Annotated in this window: 13 protein-coding genes, 2 pseudogenes and 1 riboswitch; of the genes and pseudogenes, 2 read left to right on the top strand and 13 right to left on the bottom strand. The window is 60.3% G+C overall.

Annotation, left to right across the window (positions count from 1 at the left end; translation table 11 throughout):
• Window position 1: 1 nt before the first annotated feature.
• Window positions 2-1,189 (bottom strand): cell wall-active antibiotics response protein LiaF, encoded by a 1,188-nt coding sequence (gene liaF / locus OMP40_RS04730; RefSeq protein ID WP_277529575.1) that lies wholly within the window; start codon window positions 1,187-1,189, stop codon window positions 2-4.
• 280 nt (window positions 1,190-1,469) lie between these two features.
• On the opposite strand from liaF, the gene OMP40_RS04725 reads away from it, so the two are divergent.
• Window positions 1,470-2,750 (top strand): ammonium transporter, encoded by a 1,281-nt coding sequence (locus OMP40_RS04725; protein ID WP_277529573.1) that lies wholly within the window; start codon window positions 1,470-1,472, stop codon window positions 2,748-2,750.
• 109 nt (window positions 2,751-2,859) lie between these two features.
• Here OMP40_RS04725 and OMP40_RS04720 read toward each other — a convergent pair whose 3' ends face one another.
• The 11 genes and pseudogenes from OMP40_RS04720 to metA form a co-directional block, all read right to left on the bottom strand.
• Window positions 2,860-3,201 carry a hypothetical protein gene (locus tag OMP40_RS04720; protein WP_277529569.1) on the bottom strand — a complete coding sequence of 114 codons (342 nt, stop codon included), beginning with the start codon at window positions 3,199-3,201 and terminating at the stop codon, window positions 2,860-2,862.
• Window positions 3,202-3,296: 95 nt separating this feature from the next.
• Window positions 3,297-4,757 carry a methyl-accepting chemotaxis protein gene (locus OMP40_RS04715; RefSeq protein WP_277529567.1) on the bottom strand — a complete coding sequence of 487 codons (1,461 nt, stop codon included), beginning with the start codon at window positions 4,755-4,757 and terminating at the stop codon, window positions 3,297-3,299.
• A gap of 119 nt (window positions 4,758-4,876) precedes the next feature.
• A complete protein-coding gene (locus OMP40_RS04710; RefSeq protein WP_277529566.1) occupies window positions 4,877-5,428 on the bottom strand; it encodes an RNA polymerase sigma factor in 552 nt (183 codons plus the stop codon).
• An 83-nt stretch (window positions 5,429-5,511) separates the two neighbouring features.
• Window positions 5,512-5,935: pseudogene (locus OMP40_RS04705) on the bottom strand (3D domain-containing protein); the annotation flags it as partial.
• Window positions 5,936-6,113: 178 nt separating this feature from the next.
• Window positions 6,114-8,054 carry a threonine--tRNA ligase gene (gene thrS / locus OMP40_RS04700; RefSeq protein WP_277529563.1) on the bottom strand — a complete coding sequence of 647 codons (1,941 nt, stop codon included), beginning with the start codon at window positions 8,052-8,054 and terminating at the stop codon, window positions 6,114-6,116.
• 465 nt (window positions 8,055-8,519) lie between these two features.
• Window positions 8,520-9,401, bottom strand: coding sequence for a putative sporulation protein YtxC (locus OMP40_RS04695; RefSeq protein WP_277529561.1), 882 nt, complete (start codon window positions 9,399-9,401; stop codon window positions 8,520-8,522).
• A 592-nt stretch (window positions 9,402-9,993) separates the two neighbouring features.
• On the bottom strand, window positions 9,994-11,130 hold the full coding sequence (gene mqnC, locus OMP40_RS04690; RefSeq protein ID WP_277529559.1) for a cyclic dehypoxanthinyl futalosine synthase: 1,137 nt from the start codon (window positions 11,128-11,130) through the stop codon (window positions 9,994-9,996).
• A gap of 114 nt (window positions 11,131-11,244) precedes the next feature.
• Window positions 11,245-12,627, bottom strand: coding sequence for an EAL domain-containing protein (locus OMP40_RS04685; RefSeq protein ID WP_277529557.1), 1,383 nt, complete (start codon window positions 12,625-12,627; stop codon window positions 11,245-11,247).
• A gap of 162 nt (window positions 12,628-12,789) precedes the next feature.
• Window positions 12,790-13,960, bottom strand: a pseudogene (locus OMP40_RS04680) (PLP-dependent transferase).
• A complete protein-coding gene (locus OMP40_RS04675; protein ID WP_277529554.1) occupies window positions 13,957-15,123 on the bottom strand; it encodes a PLP-dependent transferase in 1,167 nt (388 codons plus the stop codon). The pseudogene OMP40_RS04680 and the gene OMP40_RS04675 overlap by 4 nt, the downstream one beginning before the upstream one ends.
• A gap of 117 nt (window positions 15,124-15,240) precedes the next feature.
• Window positions 15,241-16,158, bottom strand: coding sequence for a homoserine O-acetyltransferase MetA (gene metA / locus OMP40_RS04670; RefSeq protein WP_277529552.1), 918 nt, complete (start codon window positions 16,156-16,158; stop codon window positions 15,241-15,243).
• Window positions 16,159-16,250: 92 nt separating this feature from the next.
• Window positions 16,251-16,368: riboswitch (SAM riboswitch) on the bottom strand.
• A gap of 415 nt (window positions 16,369-16,783) precedes the next feature.
• Between metA and corA the strand changes: the two genes are divergently transcribed.
• Entirely contained in the window at window positions 16,784-17,719 is a 936-nt protein-coding gene (gene corA / locus OMP40_RS04665; protein ID WP_277529550.1) for a magnesium/cobalt transporter CorA, read from the top strand.
• Window positions 17,720-17,807: 88 nt separating this feature from the next.
• Here the strand turns inward: corA and OMP40_RS04660 are convergent, their stop codons facing one another.
• The gene (locus tag OMP40_RS04660) at window positions 17,808-19,193 is read right to left on the bottom strand and encodes an MATE family efflux transporter (protein WP_277529548.1); all 1,386 of its coding nucleotides are present in this window, start codon (window positions 19,191-19,193) and stop codon (window positions 17,808-17,810) included.
• Window positions 19,194-19,278: the final 85 nt, after the last annotated feature.

The following is a 19,278-nucleotide window of genomic DNA, read 5'->3' as shown; positions in this document are numbered from 1 at the left end:
CTTAACCCACCTTCGTCACGCGCACGTCGCCGATAAAGCAGCTGACGATCAGCACCACTTGTTTGTCCGTATCCTGGAATCCCGGCGTCTCGGCGGACATCTGATTGAACAAGCCGCCGCGCTTCTGCTCCAGCACCTTCACGTCCCCGATCAGGCAGCTCGAGACGACGCGGATGCCGACGCTGTGATCGCCCGGCACGTACGCCTTGACGTCCCCGATGAATGCCGATACGTAAATTCGGGTCTCGCCGACCGGGATATGGGCCCGCGTCAGATCGATCGTCGTGTCGCCGATAAAATGGGAAATGCTCATCGGCTGAAGCTCCCACATCTCCTGTCCGATATGCACGTCGCCGATAAACCGGGCGTGGTCGATTCGGGAGCCGCGCATCGAATGGCCGGGCGGCCGATGGTATTCCTTCCACATCCGGTGGGTCTCGCTGCCCGATTCGTAGCCCTCATAATCGAAATGTCCATGACGGTCATGACGCTCCCGGGCCTTGGCGCTGTGACGCTCATGACGCTCGCGCTGCTTGGCGTGAACCCGTTCGACGCGCTCCTGCATCCGTTGATGGAAACTGTCCAGCCGTTCCTGACGCCGTTCCAAACGATGGCTCAGACGGTCGGTCGGATCCCAGCCGCGATCACGGGGGCGGCCTTCGTCAGGGTCCGCCGTATGCCCCGCGTCCGCTTGCGGTTCCCCGCGAGCCGGCTCTTCGGCAAAAGCATTCGGGCTGTCGTACGGCTGGGGAGGCGGGGGCGGCGGCAGCGGAACCTCGAACGGCTTCGGGGCGGGCGGCGGCGTCACCTCGTTCCATCCGCCTTCCTCCCACTTCCGCTTCGTCCGTCCGCAGCCGCTTCCTCTGAACACCATGTTAAGTCCGGCCACGATGAGCGCTGCGGGAATCGCGAACCGGATCAAGTCGCCGATTTCCCATTGCAGCCAGCCCAGGTTCCGCCCCAGGAAAAACAGACCGATCAGCACGACGATCGCATTCCAGCCAAAGTTGTTCCTTTGTTGAATGAGCATCCCCTGGATGCCGAACAAGATGATAAACGCGGGCCAAAAGGTCGAGAACAAATAGCCGATGTCGAGATCGATGACCCCGCTCTGGTTCAACAGAAAAACCAGGCCGCCTCCGATCAGGATAAAGCCCCAAAAAATGCGGTGAAGCACGGACTGCTGCATAGGAGGTTCCTCCGTTTTTCTGTGCGAATAGGTTCCGATGCATTCATTATATAGGAATGTACCAACGCTTCCATAGCGGCGCGGGAAGGAACCTCGCCTCAGTCTCGGGACGGAGTCGCTCCCAGCCCGAATACGCCGCTTGTCGATTCCGCACGACTATGTCATTTTTCATCACATGTTTCGTTGACATATGTGACTTCTAAATATATAATTTGGTCGTATTTTTATTCACTTTGTCGGCATACAACAAAAAAATCGAATCGTTCTGGGGGGAAGTTAAATGACGCTGGAGACGCTCTCCAGCGGCGTCGATACGATCTGGGTCGTATTGACCGCCGCGATGATTTTATTGATGGAAGGCGGCTTCGCGCTGCTCGAAGCCGGCTTCGTCCGGCAGAAGAACGCGGTCAGCATCATTATGAAGGTTTTCGTCGACATCTCGTTCGGCGCCCTGCTGTTCTACGTCGTCGGCTTCGCGCTGATGTACGGCAAGGACGCGGGCGGATGGATCGGCATCTCGGGCTTCGCCATGAAAGGCGACTTGTCTCATCTAAGTTTGAACATCTCGACCGACACCTTTTGGCTGTTCCAGTGCGCCTTCGTCATCGCCGTCATTTCGATCGTGTCGGGCGCCGTGGCCGAGCGCATCCACTTCCGCGCCTACATCGTCTATACGATCGTCATGACCGGGCTCATCTATCCGATCTCCGGTCACTGGATCTGGTCCGCGGGCGGCTGGCTCGCCAAGCTCGGGATGGTCGACTTCGCCGGCTCCGCGGCGATCCATGCGTTAGGCGGCTTCGCCGCGCTGGCTGCCGCCCTGTTCCTGGGCCCGCGCATCGGCAGGTTCGCCGACGACGGACGCGTCAACATCGTCCCGCCGTCCAACCTCCCGCTCGCCTCCGTCGGCGCTTTCATCCTCTGGTTCGGCTGGTTCGGCTTCAATTCGGGGAGCACGCTCAGCGCGACGAATCCGAACATCGGCCACATCGCCGTGACGACGATGCTCGCTTCCGCCGCAGGCAGCGCGGCTTGCATTCTATTTACGATTTTGCGCTATCAAAAAGCGGATCCGCCTACCGTCATCAACGGCGCGCTCGCCGGTCTCGTCGGCATCACCGCGGGCTGCGCCTTCGTATCGGACGGCGCAGCCATCCTGATCGGCGCGTTCAGCGGCATCGCGATGGTGCTGGCGACCGAATGGCTCGAACGGCGCCGCGTCGACGACCCGGTAGGCGCCTTCGCCGTGCACGGCATTTGCGGCAGCATCGGCACGCTTGCCGTCGGGCTGTTCGCCGTGCCGAGCCTGTCGGCGAACGCCGGCCTGTTCTACGGCGGCGGCTGGAAGCTGCTGGGCGTCCAGGCGCTCGGCCTCGCCGTCGTCGCCGTCTGGGGCTTCGCGCTCACCTGGGGCGCGCTCAAACTGATCAACATGTGGCGCCCTGTGCGCGTCTCCCGCGACGAAGAGCTCGTCGGCCTGGACGTCGGCATTCACGGCGTGCCGGCGTACAGCCAGGAGCACGACTTCCTCGACATCGAGCGGCTGAAGACGGAGCAGTAGTCCGCCGGCTTAGACGACCGAGCGAATCCATCGCGCCTGACGGCAGACAAAGAAGCTTTTCCGCATGCGCCCCTCGGGCGCCCGGAAAAGCTTCATTATTATTATGGTCTTAATCTTCGATAGATTCGCCGTTCTGCTTCATCGTCTCGTAGCGTGCGATCTCCTCGCGCAGCTTCCTGGCTTTCTCGAGCGGCTTTTTGACGTAGTGGATGTATTCGACCGCGGCATGGTGATCCGGCTTTTTGCCGCTCAGCAATTTGCGCAGCGTCGACATCGTTCGATAGGCCTGCTCTTCCTTCTGGATCCGTCGCTCGTAGCGCTGAACCATCTGCTCGATCTCCGCCACTTCCTCGAGCCTTTTGGCGATAAGCGCGTCCAGCAAGGAATGCACCTCGGCTTGCGGACCCGATACGGCCAAAGACGGTACAGCGTGCACAATCGGCTTCGTCATGAAATATCACCTGTCTATTCTTGTGAAGATTCATCACACGTAAGCCAATTGTATCGGAAAATCGCCAAGTTGAGAACCCTTATGTCAGCTATTTTTCAGGAAGAGATCACAATATCGATGCCGATGACGCCGATCGGACGGCCATCCGCGCCTTGCAGCGGCGTCGAGACGGTTACGCAGGGCTTCTTGGTAATCGCGGACAAGTATACCTCCGAGACGAAAATCTCGCCGGCGATCGCTTTTTTCCACCATTCCCTGCTGCGCGCGTTGAGCAAGCCCGCGACCGGCTCCGAGTATATAAAGGAACCGTCGGACCGGTTGGACCAGATCGCCTCCACCCCTGCGGTCTGCGCGAGCCACCCGGACAGCACTCTTCGATGGATCCCTTCATCCAGCCCGCCTAGCGCCGGATCGGCCGCCATCGTCGTCAAAAATTGCATCCATCTTTCTTTTTCGGCCAGACCGGTATCCGTCCACACCTTGCCGCCGGCCTGATGGACGGCGCCGATCAATTCGTCCGCGGCAGCCTTAAGCTCGGTCGACACTCTGCCGAGCTTGGCCGTCTCCTCGCGCTGCTTGACGTTCTGGGCGAGCGTATCGTCGATGCTGGACATCATCTGATTGACCGAGTCGACCACGTCCTTGAGCATCGCATTGGCCGCCGAGGTCCGGTCCGCTTGCTCGGCCGCCGCGGTCTGCGTCTTGCCGACCTGGCCGTCCACCTTCAAGATATGATTGTAGATGGCGTCCATCCGGTCGCGATTGACCTTCATCTCCGCAAGCCCGCGAGCGACCGACTGCTTCTCTTCCGCCACCGACGCGACGACCTGCCGAATGCCCGCCTCGATATCCCGGACGATGCCGGTCGATTGCTTGACCGCGACGCTGCTCTGCTCCGCGAGCTTGCGAATCTCCTGGGCGACCACGGTGAAGCCGCTGCCGAATTCGCCCGCATGCGCGGCCTCGATCGCCGCGTTCAGCGCCAGCAGGGATGTCTGCGATACGATCTCCTGAATCAGCTCGTTCATTTGCGTTATTTTCGACGCTTCTGCGATCAATCCGCTGACGCGTTCTTCCATCGTGCCGTGATGAGCGGCCAGGTCGTTCATGACTTCGTCGGTCTGCAGCATCGACCGGCACACGTCGATCACGACTTCCCTGGCTTCCCGGCTCTGCCTGCTCATACTCTCGGAATTCGCGCGTATCTCCTCCGAAGCGGCCGCCACCTCCTGCAGCGCGGAAAACGCTTCGTCCAGCCGCCCCGCCGCCAACCTGCTCTGCTGGCGCAATCGGTCTTCCTGCACGGCGGACCGGTCTGCGATCGCTTCCAACTGCCCGACGCTCGAATCCACCTCGCCCACCGCTGCCTGCAGTCGGTCGGAGATGACGACCGCTTCCCCGACCATCGTCCGCAGCTTGTCCTGATCCGCATCGTACGCCGCCCCTGACGTCGTGCCGGAATTCGCGCCGGAGCTCGCGACAGCCTTAACCTCGGACGCCTTTCGCTCCGCTCCGGCCCCGTCAGTCCTATTGAACCACTTCCGCCATTCGGCCACCTTCGAATCGCCCCCGATTTTTATCGCATTTTCTACAACGATCGACATAATGTAATAATTGCTAACATTATAGCTGTCCGCCGGACAAAATAAAAGAGGAACCTCGCGGTTCCTCTCGCTTATATGCAAATCGCTATAAATCCAGGGCTCCTGCGCCGCCGGCTTCGGCCTTCAATCGGGCCTTCCCCCCGGTGGATACGGGCCTTGACGGTCCCGACCGGCACCTGAAGCGCTGCCGCGATCTCGTCGTCCTTGAACCCGTAGTAAAACTTGTAAAGCAGCAGCGTGCGCGTCGCCGGCTCCAGCCGCCCGAGGATATCGGTCAGCTCCGCCATCGTCTCCGGCTCGCTAAGCCTGCCGGGTCCGGACTCTCCGGCCGCATAAGCTTCGCTCAGCTCGCTGACGGGCTTGACGCGTCTGGCGCGGTTGGCGTTGAGCGCCAAATTGGCGGCGATCGTCTTCGCCCACGGAATAATCTTGTTGCTCTCCCGGAGCGTGTCCCGCTTTTCCAAGATTCTTACCCATGCTTCCTGGACCACGTCGGTCGCGTCGCTCTTGTGATGAAGCCTGTGACGGGCCACCCGCAGCATCTCCCGATACAGCTCGTTCAGAAGTTCATCCTCGATAGCGGATTGTTCGCGACTTCCGATTTCTCCGCGGGAGTTTGTCATGCCTTAATGTCACTCCTTAGGCCTTTTGATCCTCATCTCCTTTATTTTAACATATGGATTCCGATCGTAATATCATAAATATACTAAGAATCGAATTTTTTGTCGGACAAGTCCTGGCCCGCCACCGCTACCTCGTTCATCTCGTCCAGCATCGTCTCCGTCACCCTCCCGCTGCCTCGGCGGATGACTTTGACTTCGACCTGCTTCTTCCCCCCACTCCTTGAAGACTTGGCGGGTCGAAGGGAAATACAGATCGATTCGTCTCCCTTTGATCCGCGAGCCCGTATCGGCGACGCAGCCGTAGCCGTAGCCCGGAATGTAAAGGAGCGTGCCCAGCGGAAAAACGCGCGTGTCGGCCGCGATCGTCGACACCTTGCTGCGCCTGACTTTGACGCCGGAATACGTCACGCCGTATTGGGGATGTCCCGGGCGTTTGCCCGTAGACTCCACGCCTGCCGTATAGCCCGTCGCCAGGACGGATACGGTCGCGGAATAAGGCTCCTCGCGTTCTTCTTCCGCGGCAGCTTCCGCGCCGGCTCGCGGGACCTCCGACGCATTCCAGGCCGCGGAGACGACGAGCAGCACGAGTGCCGATCGATAAAAAAAGCTTGCGGGCATTTGCAACATTCCTCCTACAGGGAGAATGTCCAAAGCTCGCAAGCTTTATGCGGGACCAGGCGCCTAATCAGTCGGTGCGTTTGCTGTCGATGTCGCCTCTAATGCGCGCGATGAACGCGTCGATCGGCTCCGCGCCGATATCGCCTTCGCCGCGGCGGCGAACGGACACCGTGCCGGCGGCGGATTCGTTCTCGCCAACGACGAGCATGTACGGCACCTTCTCAAGCTGGGCCTCGCGGATTTTGTAGCCGAGCTTCTCGTTGCGCAAGTCGGCCACGACGCGAACGCCGGCTTCTCTAATCTTGTCCTCAAGCTCCCGCGCGTACGGCTCGAACGCTTGGCTGACGGGCAGGATCTTGGCCTGCACCGGGCACAGCCAGACCGGCAGCGCGCCGGCGAAGTTTTCCAGCAGGAACGCGGTCATGCGCTCCATCGTACTGATGATGCCGCGGTGGATGACGACCGGGCGGTGCTTCTTGCCGTCGTCGCCGACATATTCGAGCTCGAAGCGCTCCGGCAGGAGCACGTCGATCTGCGCGGTCGAGAGCGTCTCTTCCTTGCCAAGCGCCGTCTTGACCTGAACGTCCAGCTTCGGTCCGTAGAACGCCGCTTCGCCTTCCGCCTCGAAGTACGGCAGGCCGAGCTCGTCGACGACCTCGCGGAGCATGCGCTGCGTCGTTTCCCACATGTGGTCGTCCGGCCAGTACTTCTCCTTGTCCGCCGGATCGCGATAGGAGAGGCGGAAACGATATTCCTTAAGGCCGAAGTCTTCGTAAACGCGCTGAATGAGCTGCACGACGCGCTTGAATTCGTCCTTGATCTGGTCGAGCCGGCAGAAAATGTGCGAATCGTTCAGCGTCATGGCGCGCACGCGGTGCAGGCCGGTCAAGGCGCCCGACATCTCGTAGCGGTGCATCGTGCCGAGCTCGGCGATCCGAATCGGCAGGTCGCGGTAGCTGCGCATCTCGCTCTTGTATACCATCATATGATGCGGGCAGTTCATCGGACGCAGGACGAGCTCCTCGTTGTCCATCTGCATCGGCGGGAACATGTCTTCCTGGTAATGCTCCCAGTGGCCGGAGATCTTGTACAGTTCGACGTTAGCGAGCACCGGCGTATAAACGTGCTGGTAGCCAAGTTTCTCCTCCAGGTCGACGATGTAGCGCTCGAGCATTTGGCGCACCTTTGCGCCGTTCGGCAGCCAAAGCGGCAGCCCTTGTCCGACCTCGCGCGAGAAGGTGAACATGCCGAGCTCCTTGCCGAGCTTGCGGTGGTCGCGTTTTTTCGCTTCTTCGAGGAAATGGAGATGCTCGTCGAGCTGCGCCTTCTTGGCGAAGGCGGTGCCGTAGATGCGCTGCAGCATTTTGTTCTTGCTGTCGCCGCGCCAGTACGCGCCGGCCACGCTCAGCAGCTTGAACGACTTGATGCGTCCGGTCGACGGCAAGTGCGGACCGCGGCACAGATCGAAAAATTCGCCTTGATCGTAGATGGTGATCTCCGCGTCCTCAGGCAGCCCGTTGATCAGATCAAGCTTGAGCGGATCGCCCAGCCCGGTATAAATGCGAAGCGCTTCTTCGCGGCTGACGACGCGACGGACGATGGGCAGGTCTTCCTTGACGATTTTCTCCATCTCGGCTTCGATCTTCGCCAGGTCGTCCGGCGTGATCGACTGCTCCATGTCGATATCGTAGTAAAAGCCGTCCTCGATCACCGGGCCGATGCCCAGCTTCACGGCCGTATCGCCGTATATGCGCTTGATCGCCTGCGCCATGAGATGGGCGGTGCTGTGGCGCATCACTTCGACGCCGTCCGCGGAATCGAGGGTAACGATCTCGACCTTGGCGTCCGGCGTCAGCGCCGCGTTCAGGTCGACGACCTTGCCGTCCAGTTTGCCGGCTACGGCGTTTTTCTTCAAGCCCGGGCTGATCGAGCCCGCGACGTCGGCGATATTGGAGCCGTCCTCGTATTCGCGGACCGCTCCGTCGGGCAGCTTGATTTGTACAGTCATTTGCGATGGCCTCCTTGGCAGCGTGGAATATGGGTTGGGGACAAAATCAACGCAAAAAAGCGCCCGTCCCCGGTAAGGGACGAGCGCCTGTGAATGGCGTCCGTGGTTCCACCCTCGTTCAATCGCCGCATCTGCCGCGCATGGCGGAGTACGATCGATTCTCTAGGCATGAATAACGGTCATGACCCGGCAGCGCTTAATGGTCAAGCCAGCGTGACGCTTGTTCGCGCGTGCGCGAATCGTGCAGTCATGCCGCTTGCGTTCGGTGCTGCGGCTCGAAAGGGGTCGACGCTTGCCGTTGCCGGAAGGAACTTGCAGCCAAGGTTCCTCTCTCTGGGCCGTCCGTTGCAGCGCCGCTGTCTTTCTCACAGCCGATACGTTGGATTATACCCGCATCCGGCCGTGTGCGTCAAGCCGCATAAGACAGCCGCTGCATAAGGGCATAAGGCCTGTATGGGTCCGGCTTCAACGCGGCATCGGGTGGTCGCAGATCGCGGCCCGCTCGCCGAAAATGCCCATCAGCGTCCGCACGACCTGCGCGTCCGGCTCGTCGGTATGGATGTATAGCCGCCTCGGACTCGCCGCCAGCAGCCGGGTGACCAGCAAGCTTTCGCGATCCTGCTGGTCGGACGCCGCTTGCAGGACCGGTTCGGTGACGGGTTCGTCCTGCAGCGGGCGCATCTTCTCGTCGAGCAGCGTCGGTCCTTGCCCTCCGCCGTGGAGCACGTGAATGGCCGGCAATCCGGTCTCCTGGCCTTTCACCATCGACTGCAGCAGGCGCATGAATTCCTGGTATTGCCGGTCCATCAGCATTTCTTCGACGGCCGTTTCTGCCGCTTCCTTCAGCTCATCGGCATGCTCGCGCATCCGAAACCGCATGAAGCCGTCCAGGTGAAGAGCCCCGTTCCGCCACAAATAGTCGCCGAGCTTCGCGGCGATCCTGACCAGTCTGCGTCTCCTGCCTTCTCCTGAAGCGGTCTCCGTCCCGCCGCACTCGGCATCCGGCAGCTCTCCGTTCATCAGGACGATCGCTTCCCGCATTCCCGTCTTGATTTCCTTCGGGTCCCGCGTGCCGAGCCTGCGCTGCATGAAGCGTTCGAGCGCCTGCGGTTCCTTGACCGACAGCACGAACTCCGCCAGCACCATGCCGACCTTTTCGCAAAATTCCCGCTGCCCCGCCGAGATATCCAGCTTGCACACGATGGCGTCGCCGCGTTCGGCGAGGCGCCATGGGCCTTGTCCCGCGCTGTCGGCCAGTCCCTCGAATGCATCGTTCATCATGCGCTGCAGCTTACTGCGCGCCTCCAGGCCTCCGTACAGACTAACGGCCCACTGCTCCCTGTTCATCCGCTCACCCCCGGCTTCCTGTTCTTAAGCTATATGGTGACCGGAATCGCGAAATACGATCGCTCGTCGCACGTGGTATATTTTATTAATTTGCGTCTGGTAAAATGCGGATTCGGCGGAGATGATTTTGGTGAAAAGCGAGGGCGGCTTAGGTCAGAATCTGTGGTTAAGGGGGGGAGAAGCGCGGTTCAGCGCAATCGGGCTGCCATTCGTGGCGATCTCCGTCGGCTTGTTCTTTCCATAAAGCCAAGTCGCTTCTTCGCAAAAGCGGTCCGCGGCCATTAATTTTGCGCACTAGCGCCAAGACGATGGACCGAGGAGCCGTTATTGTTGTTCGTATCGCGATTCGCTGTCCGCTCGCGGACTCAGTAGCCGTTATTGCGTGTTTGCCGGCCTTAATTGGTGCCGATTCGAGAAATTAACGTCCCTCCAGTCCGCAACGAGCGCCATTTGGACCTTTTTTTTACGAAATAGCGCCCCCTGAGTCCGATACCAGCTACGACGCTCTGCCCGACTGGCGTTCCGGCAGGTCAAAAAAAAGCCTTCCCAGCCGCTCGTCAACCGAGCAGCCGGAAAGGCCTTGTTCACTCCATCAGTTCTGCATAATAAAATCCCGCGCCACGCTCTCGTCCTCGTTGTACACCTTCAAAATCTCGTACCGCGTATTCCGTTGGGCAGGAATCTTCCCGGCTTCGCGAATGAGCTTGAGAATGAGTTCGATGTTGACCTTGTGCGTGGTGCCTGCTGCCGAGACGACGTTTTCCTCCATCATCGTGCTGCCGAAGTCGTTGCAGCCGTAGGTAAGCGACAGCTTGCCGATCTCCGGTCCCATCGTGACCCAGGAGGACTGGAAGTTGTCGATATTGTCGAGCGCGATGCGGCTGATCGCCAGCGTCTTGAGATACTCCTCCGGCGAGGCCTTTTCGCGCTTCATGTTCGTATTGTCCGGCTGGAACGTCCACGGAATAAACGCGAGGAAGCCCTTGGACGGATAGCCGTTGTTCAGGCATTCGTCCTGCGCTTCGCGCACCCGCAGCAGATGCAGCGCCCGTTCCTCCATCGATTCGCCGAAGCCGATGACCATCGTCGCGGTCGTGTTCATGCCGATCTTGTGCGCGGTCGTCATGACGTCCATCCAGTCGCGCCAGGAGCCCTTCAGCCGGCTGATCTTGCGGCGAGTCCGATCGTCCAGAATCTCCGCGCCGCCGCCCGGCAGCGAGTCGAGTCCGGCCTCGTGGATCTGACGGATGACCTCTTCGAGCGACAGGCCGTCCGAGACGTCCTTCATCTTGTGAATCTCCGCGGGGGAGAAGGAGTGCATCGTAATCTCCGGAAAACGAGCCTTGATCTTGCGCAGCAGGTCCAGGTAATAGCTGAACTTCAGGTTCGGATTCGTCCCGCCTTGCATCAGAATCTCGGTGCCGCCGACGTCGACGGTCTCTTGAATCTTCTGCAAAATGAGCTCATCCGGCAGCACATAGCCTTCGTTGGAGCCCGGCGCGCGGTAGAAGGCGCAAAAACGGCAGTACACGTCGCAAATATTCGTATAGTTCACGTTGCGTCCGACGACGAACGTCGTGATCGGATCGGGGTGGCGCCGCAGCATCAGCTCGTTCGCCGCGGCTCCCATTTTCTCGATCTCGTCCGACTCGAACAACTTGACGACATCTTCCAATTCCAAGCGCTGGCCCTGCAGCGCGCGTGTAAGTATTCCATCCACCGCACTCATCGTTCAAGCCTCCTTCACTATGCCCTTATTCTAACGCTGATCGACGTCCTTGTCATGCATTTCTTTGTGAAATAAATCACGATTGAAACCGAATAAAAAGACGCCTCCCCGGTATCAGGAGGCAACCAAGCCGCGCCTAACTTGTATCCGTTCCTTCATTTCTTGGAAAATCTCGCGCTCGTGCGCGTGCAAAAGCGGATTCGGGCGCGCGAAATAGTAGCCTTGCCCCATGCTCACGTTCAGGCGGAACAAGACGTCCGCCTCTTCCTCGCGCTCGACGCCTTCGGCCACGACGTCGCAGCTCATCTCGCCCGCGGCGGTCACGATCGCGCGCAGCAGGCTCTCCTTGACCTTGTAACGGTCTACGAACTGGATGACCGACCGGTCGATCTTGATGAGCTCCGGCATCAGCTCTCCGATCCATTGGAGGCTCGAGTAGCCCGATCCGGCGTCGTCGATCGCGAATCGGTACCCCTTCTCGCGGAACCGGTCCAAAATCTTGGACATCTCCGAGAGATCGTGGATCTCGTGACGCTCGGTAATCTCGAGCACGATCTGTCCGGGAGACAGCGACGGATGACGCTCCAGGCATTGCTCCAAATGCGCCATGAAAAGCGGATGCGCCAAGGTCACCGGCGTGACGTTCAGAAAAACCGGCTCGCATATGCGCCGGCTCGCGATCTCGTCCAAGGCGTGCCTGACCACGATAAATTCGAGCTTGCTGAGCAGCTTGCTCTGACCCGCGAAGCGGAACAGCTCGTCGGGCATATGGAAGACGCTGGCGGCCGGTCCGCGCGTCAATATCTCCCAGCCGTACACGTCTCCGCTTCGCAGGTCCATGATCGGCTGCGCAAGCACCGAGATTCGGCCTTCGGCCAGAATCTCGTCAAGCTGCCTGCGGGCTTCGATCACCTGCGGCGTGACCGCTCCGGTGGCAAGCGCCAGCGCAAAATCGAACGTTTCCTTAAAAAGCGTCGCCGCGTCCCGCGCGGACGCCCACGAAGCGCTCGAGACCGGCACGTACGTGCCGGTCAGCTGCCACCGCTCGGCCGCTTCGGGCAGGAGGGCCGAGGTGCCGCCTTCGAAGGCGTGCCGCAGCAGCTCCAGCTTGCGGAACAGCGAGACGGGCACGAACGACTCCTCCGGATCCTGAGGCGCGCTGACGAGCACGACGTAATCTTGCGCGCCATATTGGTCCATGCCGATCAGTTCGCGCTTGCCGAACTGTTCTCGGGCGAGCAGGGCGAGCTGCCTCCGGCTGGCGGCCGACAGACGCTGTTCTTCCTCGCGGGCATGCTGCCGATGCTCGGGATCGAACCTGCTCTCCCAGCGGTACAAAGCTAAAAAGCAGGCTTCTCCGCGATCGAGACGCCGCCGCAGCAGAGATAAGATCGGCCGCCTGATCGTAAAATCGGGCGGAAAGGCATTCAACCGGCCATTCGGAAGAAATACCTTGGCAATCGTCTTTAATCTCTGAAGCAGCATCGTCGCGGTCACGTCCTCGCCTGCCTTGTCGTTTCAAATGTCGAATGTTGTTATTTTATCACGAATCGGAATGCTCGGAAAGGCGAATCATGGCAACCTTTACGATCCGCCCGGGTGCGCTGCAACGCGCTCCGGTCCGCTTCGATCCATCCCCGGCAAGCCGCCAAGCCTTCGTCAGGCTTCCAGCGCCTGCGCCAGGTCGCGGATCAGATCGTCGACATCCTCCAGCCCGACCGAATAACGCACCAGCCCGTCGGTAATGCCGCGCGCCGCCCTGACCTCGGCCGGCATCGCGGCATGGGACATCATGGCCGGATACGACAGGATGCTCTCGACCGCTCCGAGGCTGACCGCGACGATCGGAATGCGAACCTTGCCGAGCAGCCGCCGCGCTTTTTCCCCGCTTCCCGCATCGAACGAGACGACCGCGCCGTATCCTTGCGATTGACGCTCGTGAACGTCCTTGCCCGGATGTCCGTCGAGCCCGGGGTAATAAACGCGCGCCACGCCCGGATGTTCGTTCAGCCACTGCGCCAGCTTGCGCGCGCTGCGCTCGCTCGCTTCCATGCGCACCTGCAGCGTCTTCATGCCCCGCATGAGCAGCCAGCTCTCCTGCGTGCCGAGCACGGTCCCAAGACCGTTTTGCAGCGCCTTGACGCGCTTGCCGAGTTCCTCGTCGGCCGTAACGATCAAACCCGCGAGCACGTCGCTGTGCCCGCCCAGAAACTTGGTCGCGCTATGCAGCACCAGGTCGACCCCCCAGCTCGATCGGACGCTGATGATACGGCGTCATGAACGTATTGTCCAGCATCGTCAGCAGCGCTTGCTCCCTGGCCCAATCGGCGATCCGCTTGATGTCGGTGATCTTGAGCGTCGGGTTGGACGGCGTCTCCATGAAGATCGCCTTCGTGTTCGGCCTGCGGGCGGCGACGACCTGTTCAAAATCGGTCATGTCGACGAAGGTGGATTCGATCGCCAGCCGGTTCAGTACGGTCGTCAGCAGCCGGTAGGTGCCGCCGTACACGTCCTCGGTCACGATGACGTGATCGCCAGCCGACAGGAGCAGGAAGGCGGTCGAGATCGCGGACATGCCGGAGGAAAAGGCGAAGCCGCGCGTTCCGCCTTCAAGCAGCGCGATGTAAGACTCCAGCGCTTCGCGGGTCGGATTGCCGGAACGGCTGTAGTCATGCTTCGGAGGCTGCTCCAGATCGAAGTGGTGGAACGTCGACGCCTGGTAGATCGGCACGCTCGAGGCGCCCGTCGCTTCGTCGATCTCCGAGCCGAAGTGGATCAGCTTGGTGGCGAATTCGCGGTCTCCCGCATGTCGGTCGTTCGGATGCGTCACGCGCGTTCGCCCCCGATCTCCGCGCCGGCGGCCTCGATCGCTTGTCCCAAATCTTCGATCAGGTCGTCGATATGCTCGATGCCGACGGAGAAGCGCAGCAGGCGGTCGTCCACGCCGACCTTGCGGCGGATCTCCTCGGGAATGTCGGCATGCGTCTGCACGGCCGGATACGTCAGCAGCGACTCGACGCCGCCAAGGCTCTCCGCGAACGCGATCAGACGCAGATGCCGCAGGATCGGCTCGATCGTGCGGGCGTCCTTCATGCGGAAAGAGAAGATGCCCGTGCTGCCGGACGCCTGCCGCTTCTGAACGTCGTGTCCCGGATGCGCCGGCAGCGCCGGGTGGTAGACCGACTCGACGGCGGGATGCTCGTCAAGCCACTCCGCCAGCTTGACGGAGTTGAACTCGTGACGTTCCATCCGCAGCGCCAGCGTCTTCATGCCCCGCATGAGCAGCCAGGAATCCTGCGGACCGAGCACCGCGCCGATCGAGTTGTGGAGGAACGCCATCTCGTCGGACAACGCCTGCCCCTTCGTGACGATCAAGCCCGCCAATACGTCGTTGTGCCCGCCCAAGTACTTCGTCGCGCTATGAATGACGATGTCGGCGCCAAGCTCGATCGGACGCTGAAGATAAGGCGTGAGCAGCGTGTTGTCCACGATCGTCAGCAGACCGTGGGCCTTGGCCCAGGAGGCGACCGCGGCGATATCCGTGATCATCATGAGCGGGTTGGTCGGCGTCTCGATCAGGACGGCGCGCGTTGACGGCGTGCGCAGCGTCTCGAGGGCGTCCAGGTCGTTCGTGTCCACGTACGAGGCGGTCACGCCGAAGCGGGACATGATCTTCTCGAGCAGTCGGTAGGTGCCGCCGTAAAGGTCGAGCGAGACAATCAGGTGGTCGCCTTGCTTGAAGAGGGCGAAGATCGTCTGAAGCGCGGCCATGCCGGAGCTGCAGGCGAATCCGCGGTCGCCGCTCTCGAGCTTCGCGGCCGCTTCCTCGAGCACGGCTCGCGTCGGGCTCTTCGTGCGGGCGTAGTCGAAGCCCGTGCTCTGTCCAAGCTTGGGATGGCGGAACGCGGTCGCTTGGTACACCGGGAAGCTGACGGCGCCGGTTGCCGGATCCTCCTGCGAACCGATCTGGGCAAGGCGGCTTTCGATTTTCATAAAAGGGATTCCTCCATCGTCATAGGTTGGGCGCCTGACGCCCGCTGATTTGCGATCGATATTGCTGCCGGCTTCACGCATGCGAATGCGCTTGCCCTGCTCCTGCGGCTCCTCCGCTCAGATGCCTGCGCCCAGGTCGTAAGGCGTCTCCTGGTACACATAGTAGTTCAGCCAGTTGGAATAAAGCAGGTTCGCGTGCGCGCGCCAGGTCGACAGGGGCATTTTGGACGGATCGTCCTTCGGAAAATAATTTTTGGGCACGTTGATCCGAAGTCCCTTGGCCTTGTCGCGGTCGTACTCCCACTTCAGCGAGTTCGGATCGTATTCGGAATGTCCGGTCACGAAAATTTGCTTTCCTCCGCGCGACGCCACGATGTAAACGCCCGCTTCCTCGGACTCGGCCCATACTTCAAGCTGCTGCACCTTGTCGATATCCTCGCGCCGAACCTCGGTATGCCGGGACTGCGGCACGTAGAACATCTCGTCGAACCCGCGCAGCAGCGGCACGTTGCGCTTCGCGAGCGTATGCGGGAACACGCCGAACAGCTTTTCCTCGAGCGGCAGCTTCGGTACGCCGAAGTGGTGGTAAAGGCCGGCCTGGGCCGCCCAACAGATGTGGAAGGTCGAAGTGACGTACTTGGCGCTCCAATCCATGATGTCCTTCAGTTCTTCCCAATAGTTGACCTCTTCGAACGGCAGCGTCTCTACGGGCGCTCCCGTGATGATCAGGCCGTCGTAGCGCTGATGGGCGATCTCGTCGAACGTCTTGTAGAAGCTCTCGAGGTGCTCGGACGACGTGTTTTTGGACGTATGGGTTTTCGGATGGAGCAGCACGACCTCCACCTGCAGCGGCGTATTCCCGATGAGGCGCAGCAGCTGCGTCTCGGTCGTTTCCTTTGTCGGCATCAAATTGAGTATCGCGATCCGCAGCGGCCGAATATCCTGGTGGTAGGCGACGCTTTCGTCCATGACGAATATGTTTTCTCCTGCCAATATCTCCTTGGCCGGCAAATTGTCGGGTACCTTGATGGGCATCGTATCACTCCTGTTCGGGTGGGTTGGAAAAAACAAAAGACCCGCTTTCGTCAGAAAGGGGTCGTCGTTAACAAACGGTTAATCGATCGCCTCTCTCATCTCCCAGAAACGTCCGAAAACGGACGTCTTCGCAAGAATTAGCACCGTGCGTACGCTACGCCGGTTGCCGGGCTTCATCGGGCTAGTCCCTCCGCCTGCTCTTGATAAGATGGGCAAAACTATTCGGTTGTATGGGTTAAACTACAATTAATGTAACCGATCGGCCCGCTTCCGTCAAGCGTCCGAACAGCCGCGCGAAATTGTCCTTGAAAGGGATGAAGCGGAGGATTATACTTAACACGGATTGCGCCCGGACAGGGCGGATTCGAAGCTAAGCAGCGATCCGAAAAACGGAAGGGGGGAGCCGGTCATGGAAGGAGATCATCCTGGGCCAAGTCGCACTTCAAGACGCATTGCCGCAGGACGAGAGTTCGCCACCGAAGCCCCGCGCTTGCCCGGCTCCGCCGAGTAAACCCCTTCGCGCGCGGATGTTTCGCCCTGCATAATACGACAGCGCCGCACGATGCGCCCGCATGACGGGCGCGCCGGACGGCGCTTAAGCCGATTATGACAAGGAGCGATATCCATGAAGATCCGCCTGGTCCGTCAAGGCGTTTTTACGACTGTTGAAGATATTACCGAGACGCTCGTCCCGCCCGATGAAGGCTTCTACTGGATCGACGCGGACGTTGACGATCTCGTCGTCCTGCAGCCGCTGTTCGGCATCCACGACCTGGCCGTCGAAGACTGCCTCACCGAAGAGGAGCAGCGCCCGAAGCTCGAGGTTTACGAGAGCCATTATTTTCTCGTCATCAACAGCATCCGATTCGACGACGAGGAGATTTTCCTCCGCGCCCTGAACGTCTTCCTCGGAAGGCACTACCTGATCACCGTCACCCGCCAGAAAATCAACGAGCTGCGCAGCATCAAGCCGATCCTCTGGGAGCAGGAGGTCAACTCCGCCGACAGATTGATGTACCATCTCGTGGATATCGTCGTCGACAACTATTTTTCCGTCGGCGACCGGATCGAAGCCCGCATCGAACAGCTCGAAGAAGATATTCTGATGCATACCAAAAAGTCGCATCTGACCGAGATCATCGGTCTGCGAAGCGAGATTTTGTGGCTCAAGAAGGTGCTCGGTCCGCAGCGCGACGTCATCGCCACGCTGAACAAGCGGGACCTGAGACTCATCGACCATCAGCTGCAAAAGTACTTTATCGACATCCACGAAAATGCCGTCAAAATATACGAAACGTTCGAAACGTACCGGGATCTGATGGGCAACTTGCGCGAAGCCTATCAGTCCAGCGTCGCCAACCGGGCCAATGAGATCATGCGCGTGTTCACGGCGCTGACGACGATCTTCATGCCGCTCACCTTCCTCACCGGCGTGTACGGAATGAACTTCGATTATATCCCCGGCATGCACGACCAGTACGGCTCCGTCGTGCTGTTGTGCATCATGATCGGACTCGGCTTCGGCATGTTTTACATTTTTCGCAAGAAGGATTGGCTATGAACGACGCCGGGCCGTTACCGCAGACAAGGCGCTCCTGATCCGCTGCAGCAGCAGCGAACGGGAGCGCCTTTGTCGTTGAAGGAGAACGCTAGGCTTGCAAGCCGCCCTTCGCCGGGGCCAACGCTCCCGCGCGCAGATCGCCATGATCGGCGAACAGGCCGCGTTTGCGGTGATGCCGCCAGCGTAAATACAGCACGGCGCCGCGGATATACTCGTCGAGGATCATGCCCGCGTACACGCCGTACAGCCCCCACCCCAGCCGGATGCCGAGGAGGTAAGCAAGGCCGACGGACACGAGCCACTGGCTGGGTATCGAGATCTTCATCATGTACCGGCTGTCGCCGACCGCTACGATCGACTGGCCGAGCGCCATGTTGAGCATCTTGCCCGGCTGCAAGATCAGGTTCAGCCATAGGAGCACGATCGCCATGTCCACGATCCACGGATCTGCCGTGAAAAAGGTGATGATCTGCTTGCGAAACAGGAGCATGAGCGCCGTGTTGAAAAGGACGAACGCCATTCCGTAACCCATCGCCCGATACGCGCTTCTGTAAGCCTCCCTCAGCTTTCCCTGCCCGAACAGGTAGGCGATCAAGATTTGCACCGCCATCGCGAACGACCACCCGATCGTGAACGCGAACGATTCCATCGTGTTCATATAGGTTCGCGCCGCCAGCTGCTGCGCGCCCATGACGCCGATGAGGCCCGTTATCGCGAGCTGCGACAGCTGCCACGAGCCGCCGTTCATGCTGAGCGGCCAGCCGATCCGCAAGATCTCCCTCGACCTGCTCCAGTCGGGACGCAAAAATTCGCGAAATCCGATCCGACCGCCAAAAGCCGAACGGAACACGTACAGCAGCAGAACGACTGAGGCCGCCCGTACGAACAGCGTCGACAGCGCCACGCCGAAAAGCCCCCACTTCGGAAAGCCCAGCAGACCGAAAATAAACAACGCGTTCAGAAAAATGTGAACGACGTTCATCATGATCGCGATATACATCGGAGAACGCGTATTGCCCGTATTGCGAACGGCCGTAGACAGCGCGTTGCCGATGGCCGTAAAGATCATGCCGCCGCCGACGATCGACATATAATCGTTCGCGAGCGGCCGGATATCGGGCGGCATGCCGAGCCAACCCGCGATCTGGCCGGCCCCGAAAACCATCAGCAGGCTGACGACTAGCCCGATCGCCCCCGTCAGCACGACGGACACGATCGCCAGCTTGCGCGCCGCGTAAGCATCGCCCGCCCCCAGCCGATTGGCGATCAAGATGCCGGCGCCGCTGGCCACAAGCATAAAAACGACGATAACGGCATTAAAAAATTGGTTGGAAAAGCCTACGACGGCTACCGCGTCGTCCGATATCCGGCTCACCATGAGCGTATCCGACGTGCCGATGGCGAACGCCAGGAACATCTCGATCATAATCGGCCACGTGAGACGGCCGAGCTTCATTTTTTTGTCCAATTCCATGTCCAGTAAGCGCCCCTTGCCGAACCCGCATGCGTGCCGATTCAATATCCTTGGCATCATATCACGTCCGGTTCGGCAGCAAAAG

Origin of the sequence: Cohnella rhizosphaerae (genome assembly GCF_029525575.1) — a bacterium.
GTDB classification, from domain to species: domain Bacteria; phylum Bacillota; class Bacilli; order Paenibacillales; family Paenibacillaceae; genus Cohnella; species Cohnella rhizosphaerae.
Note: the sequence above shows the minus strand (reverse complement) of the source record. Positions and strands in the feature narration are given on the sequence as shown.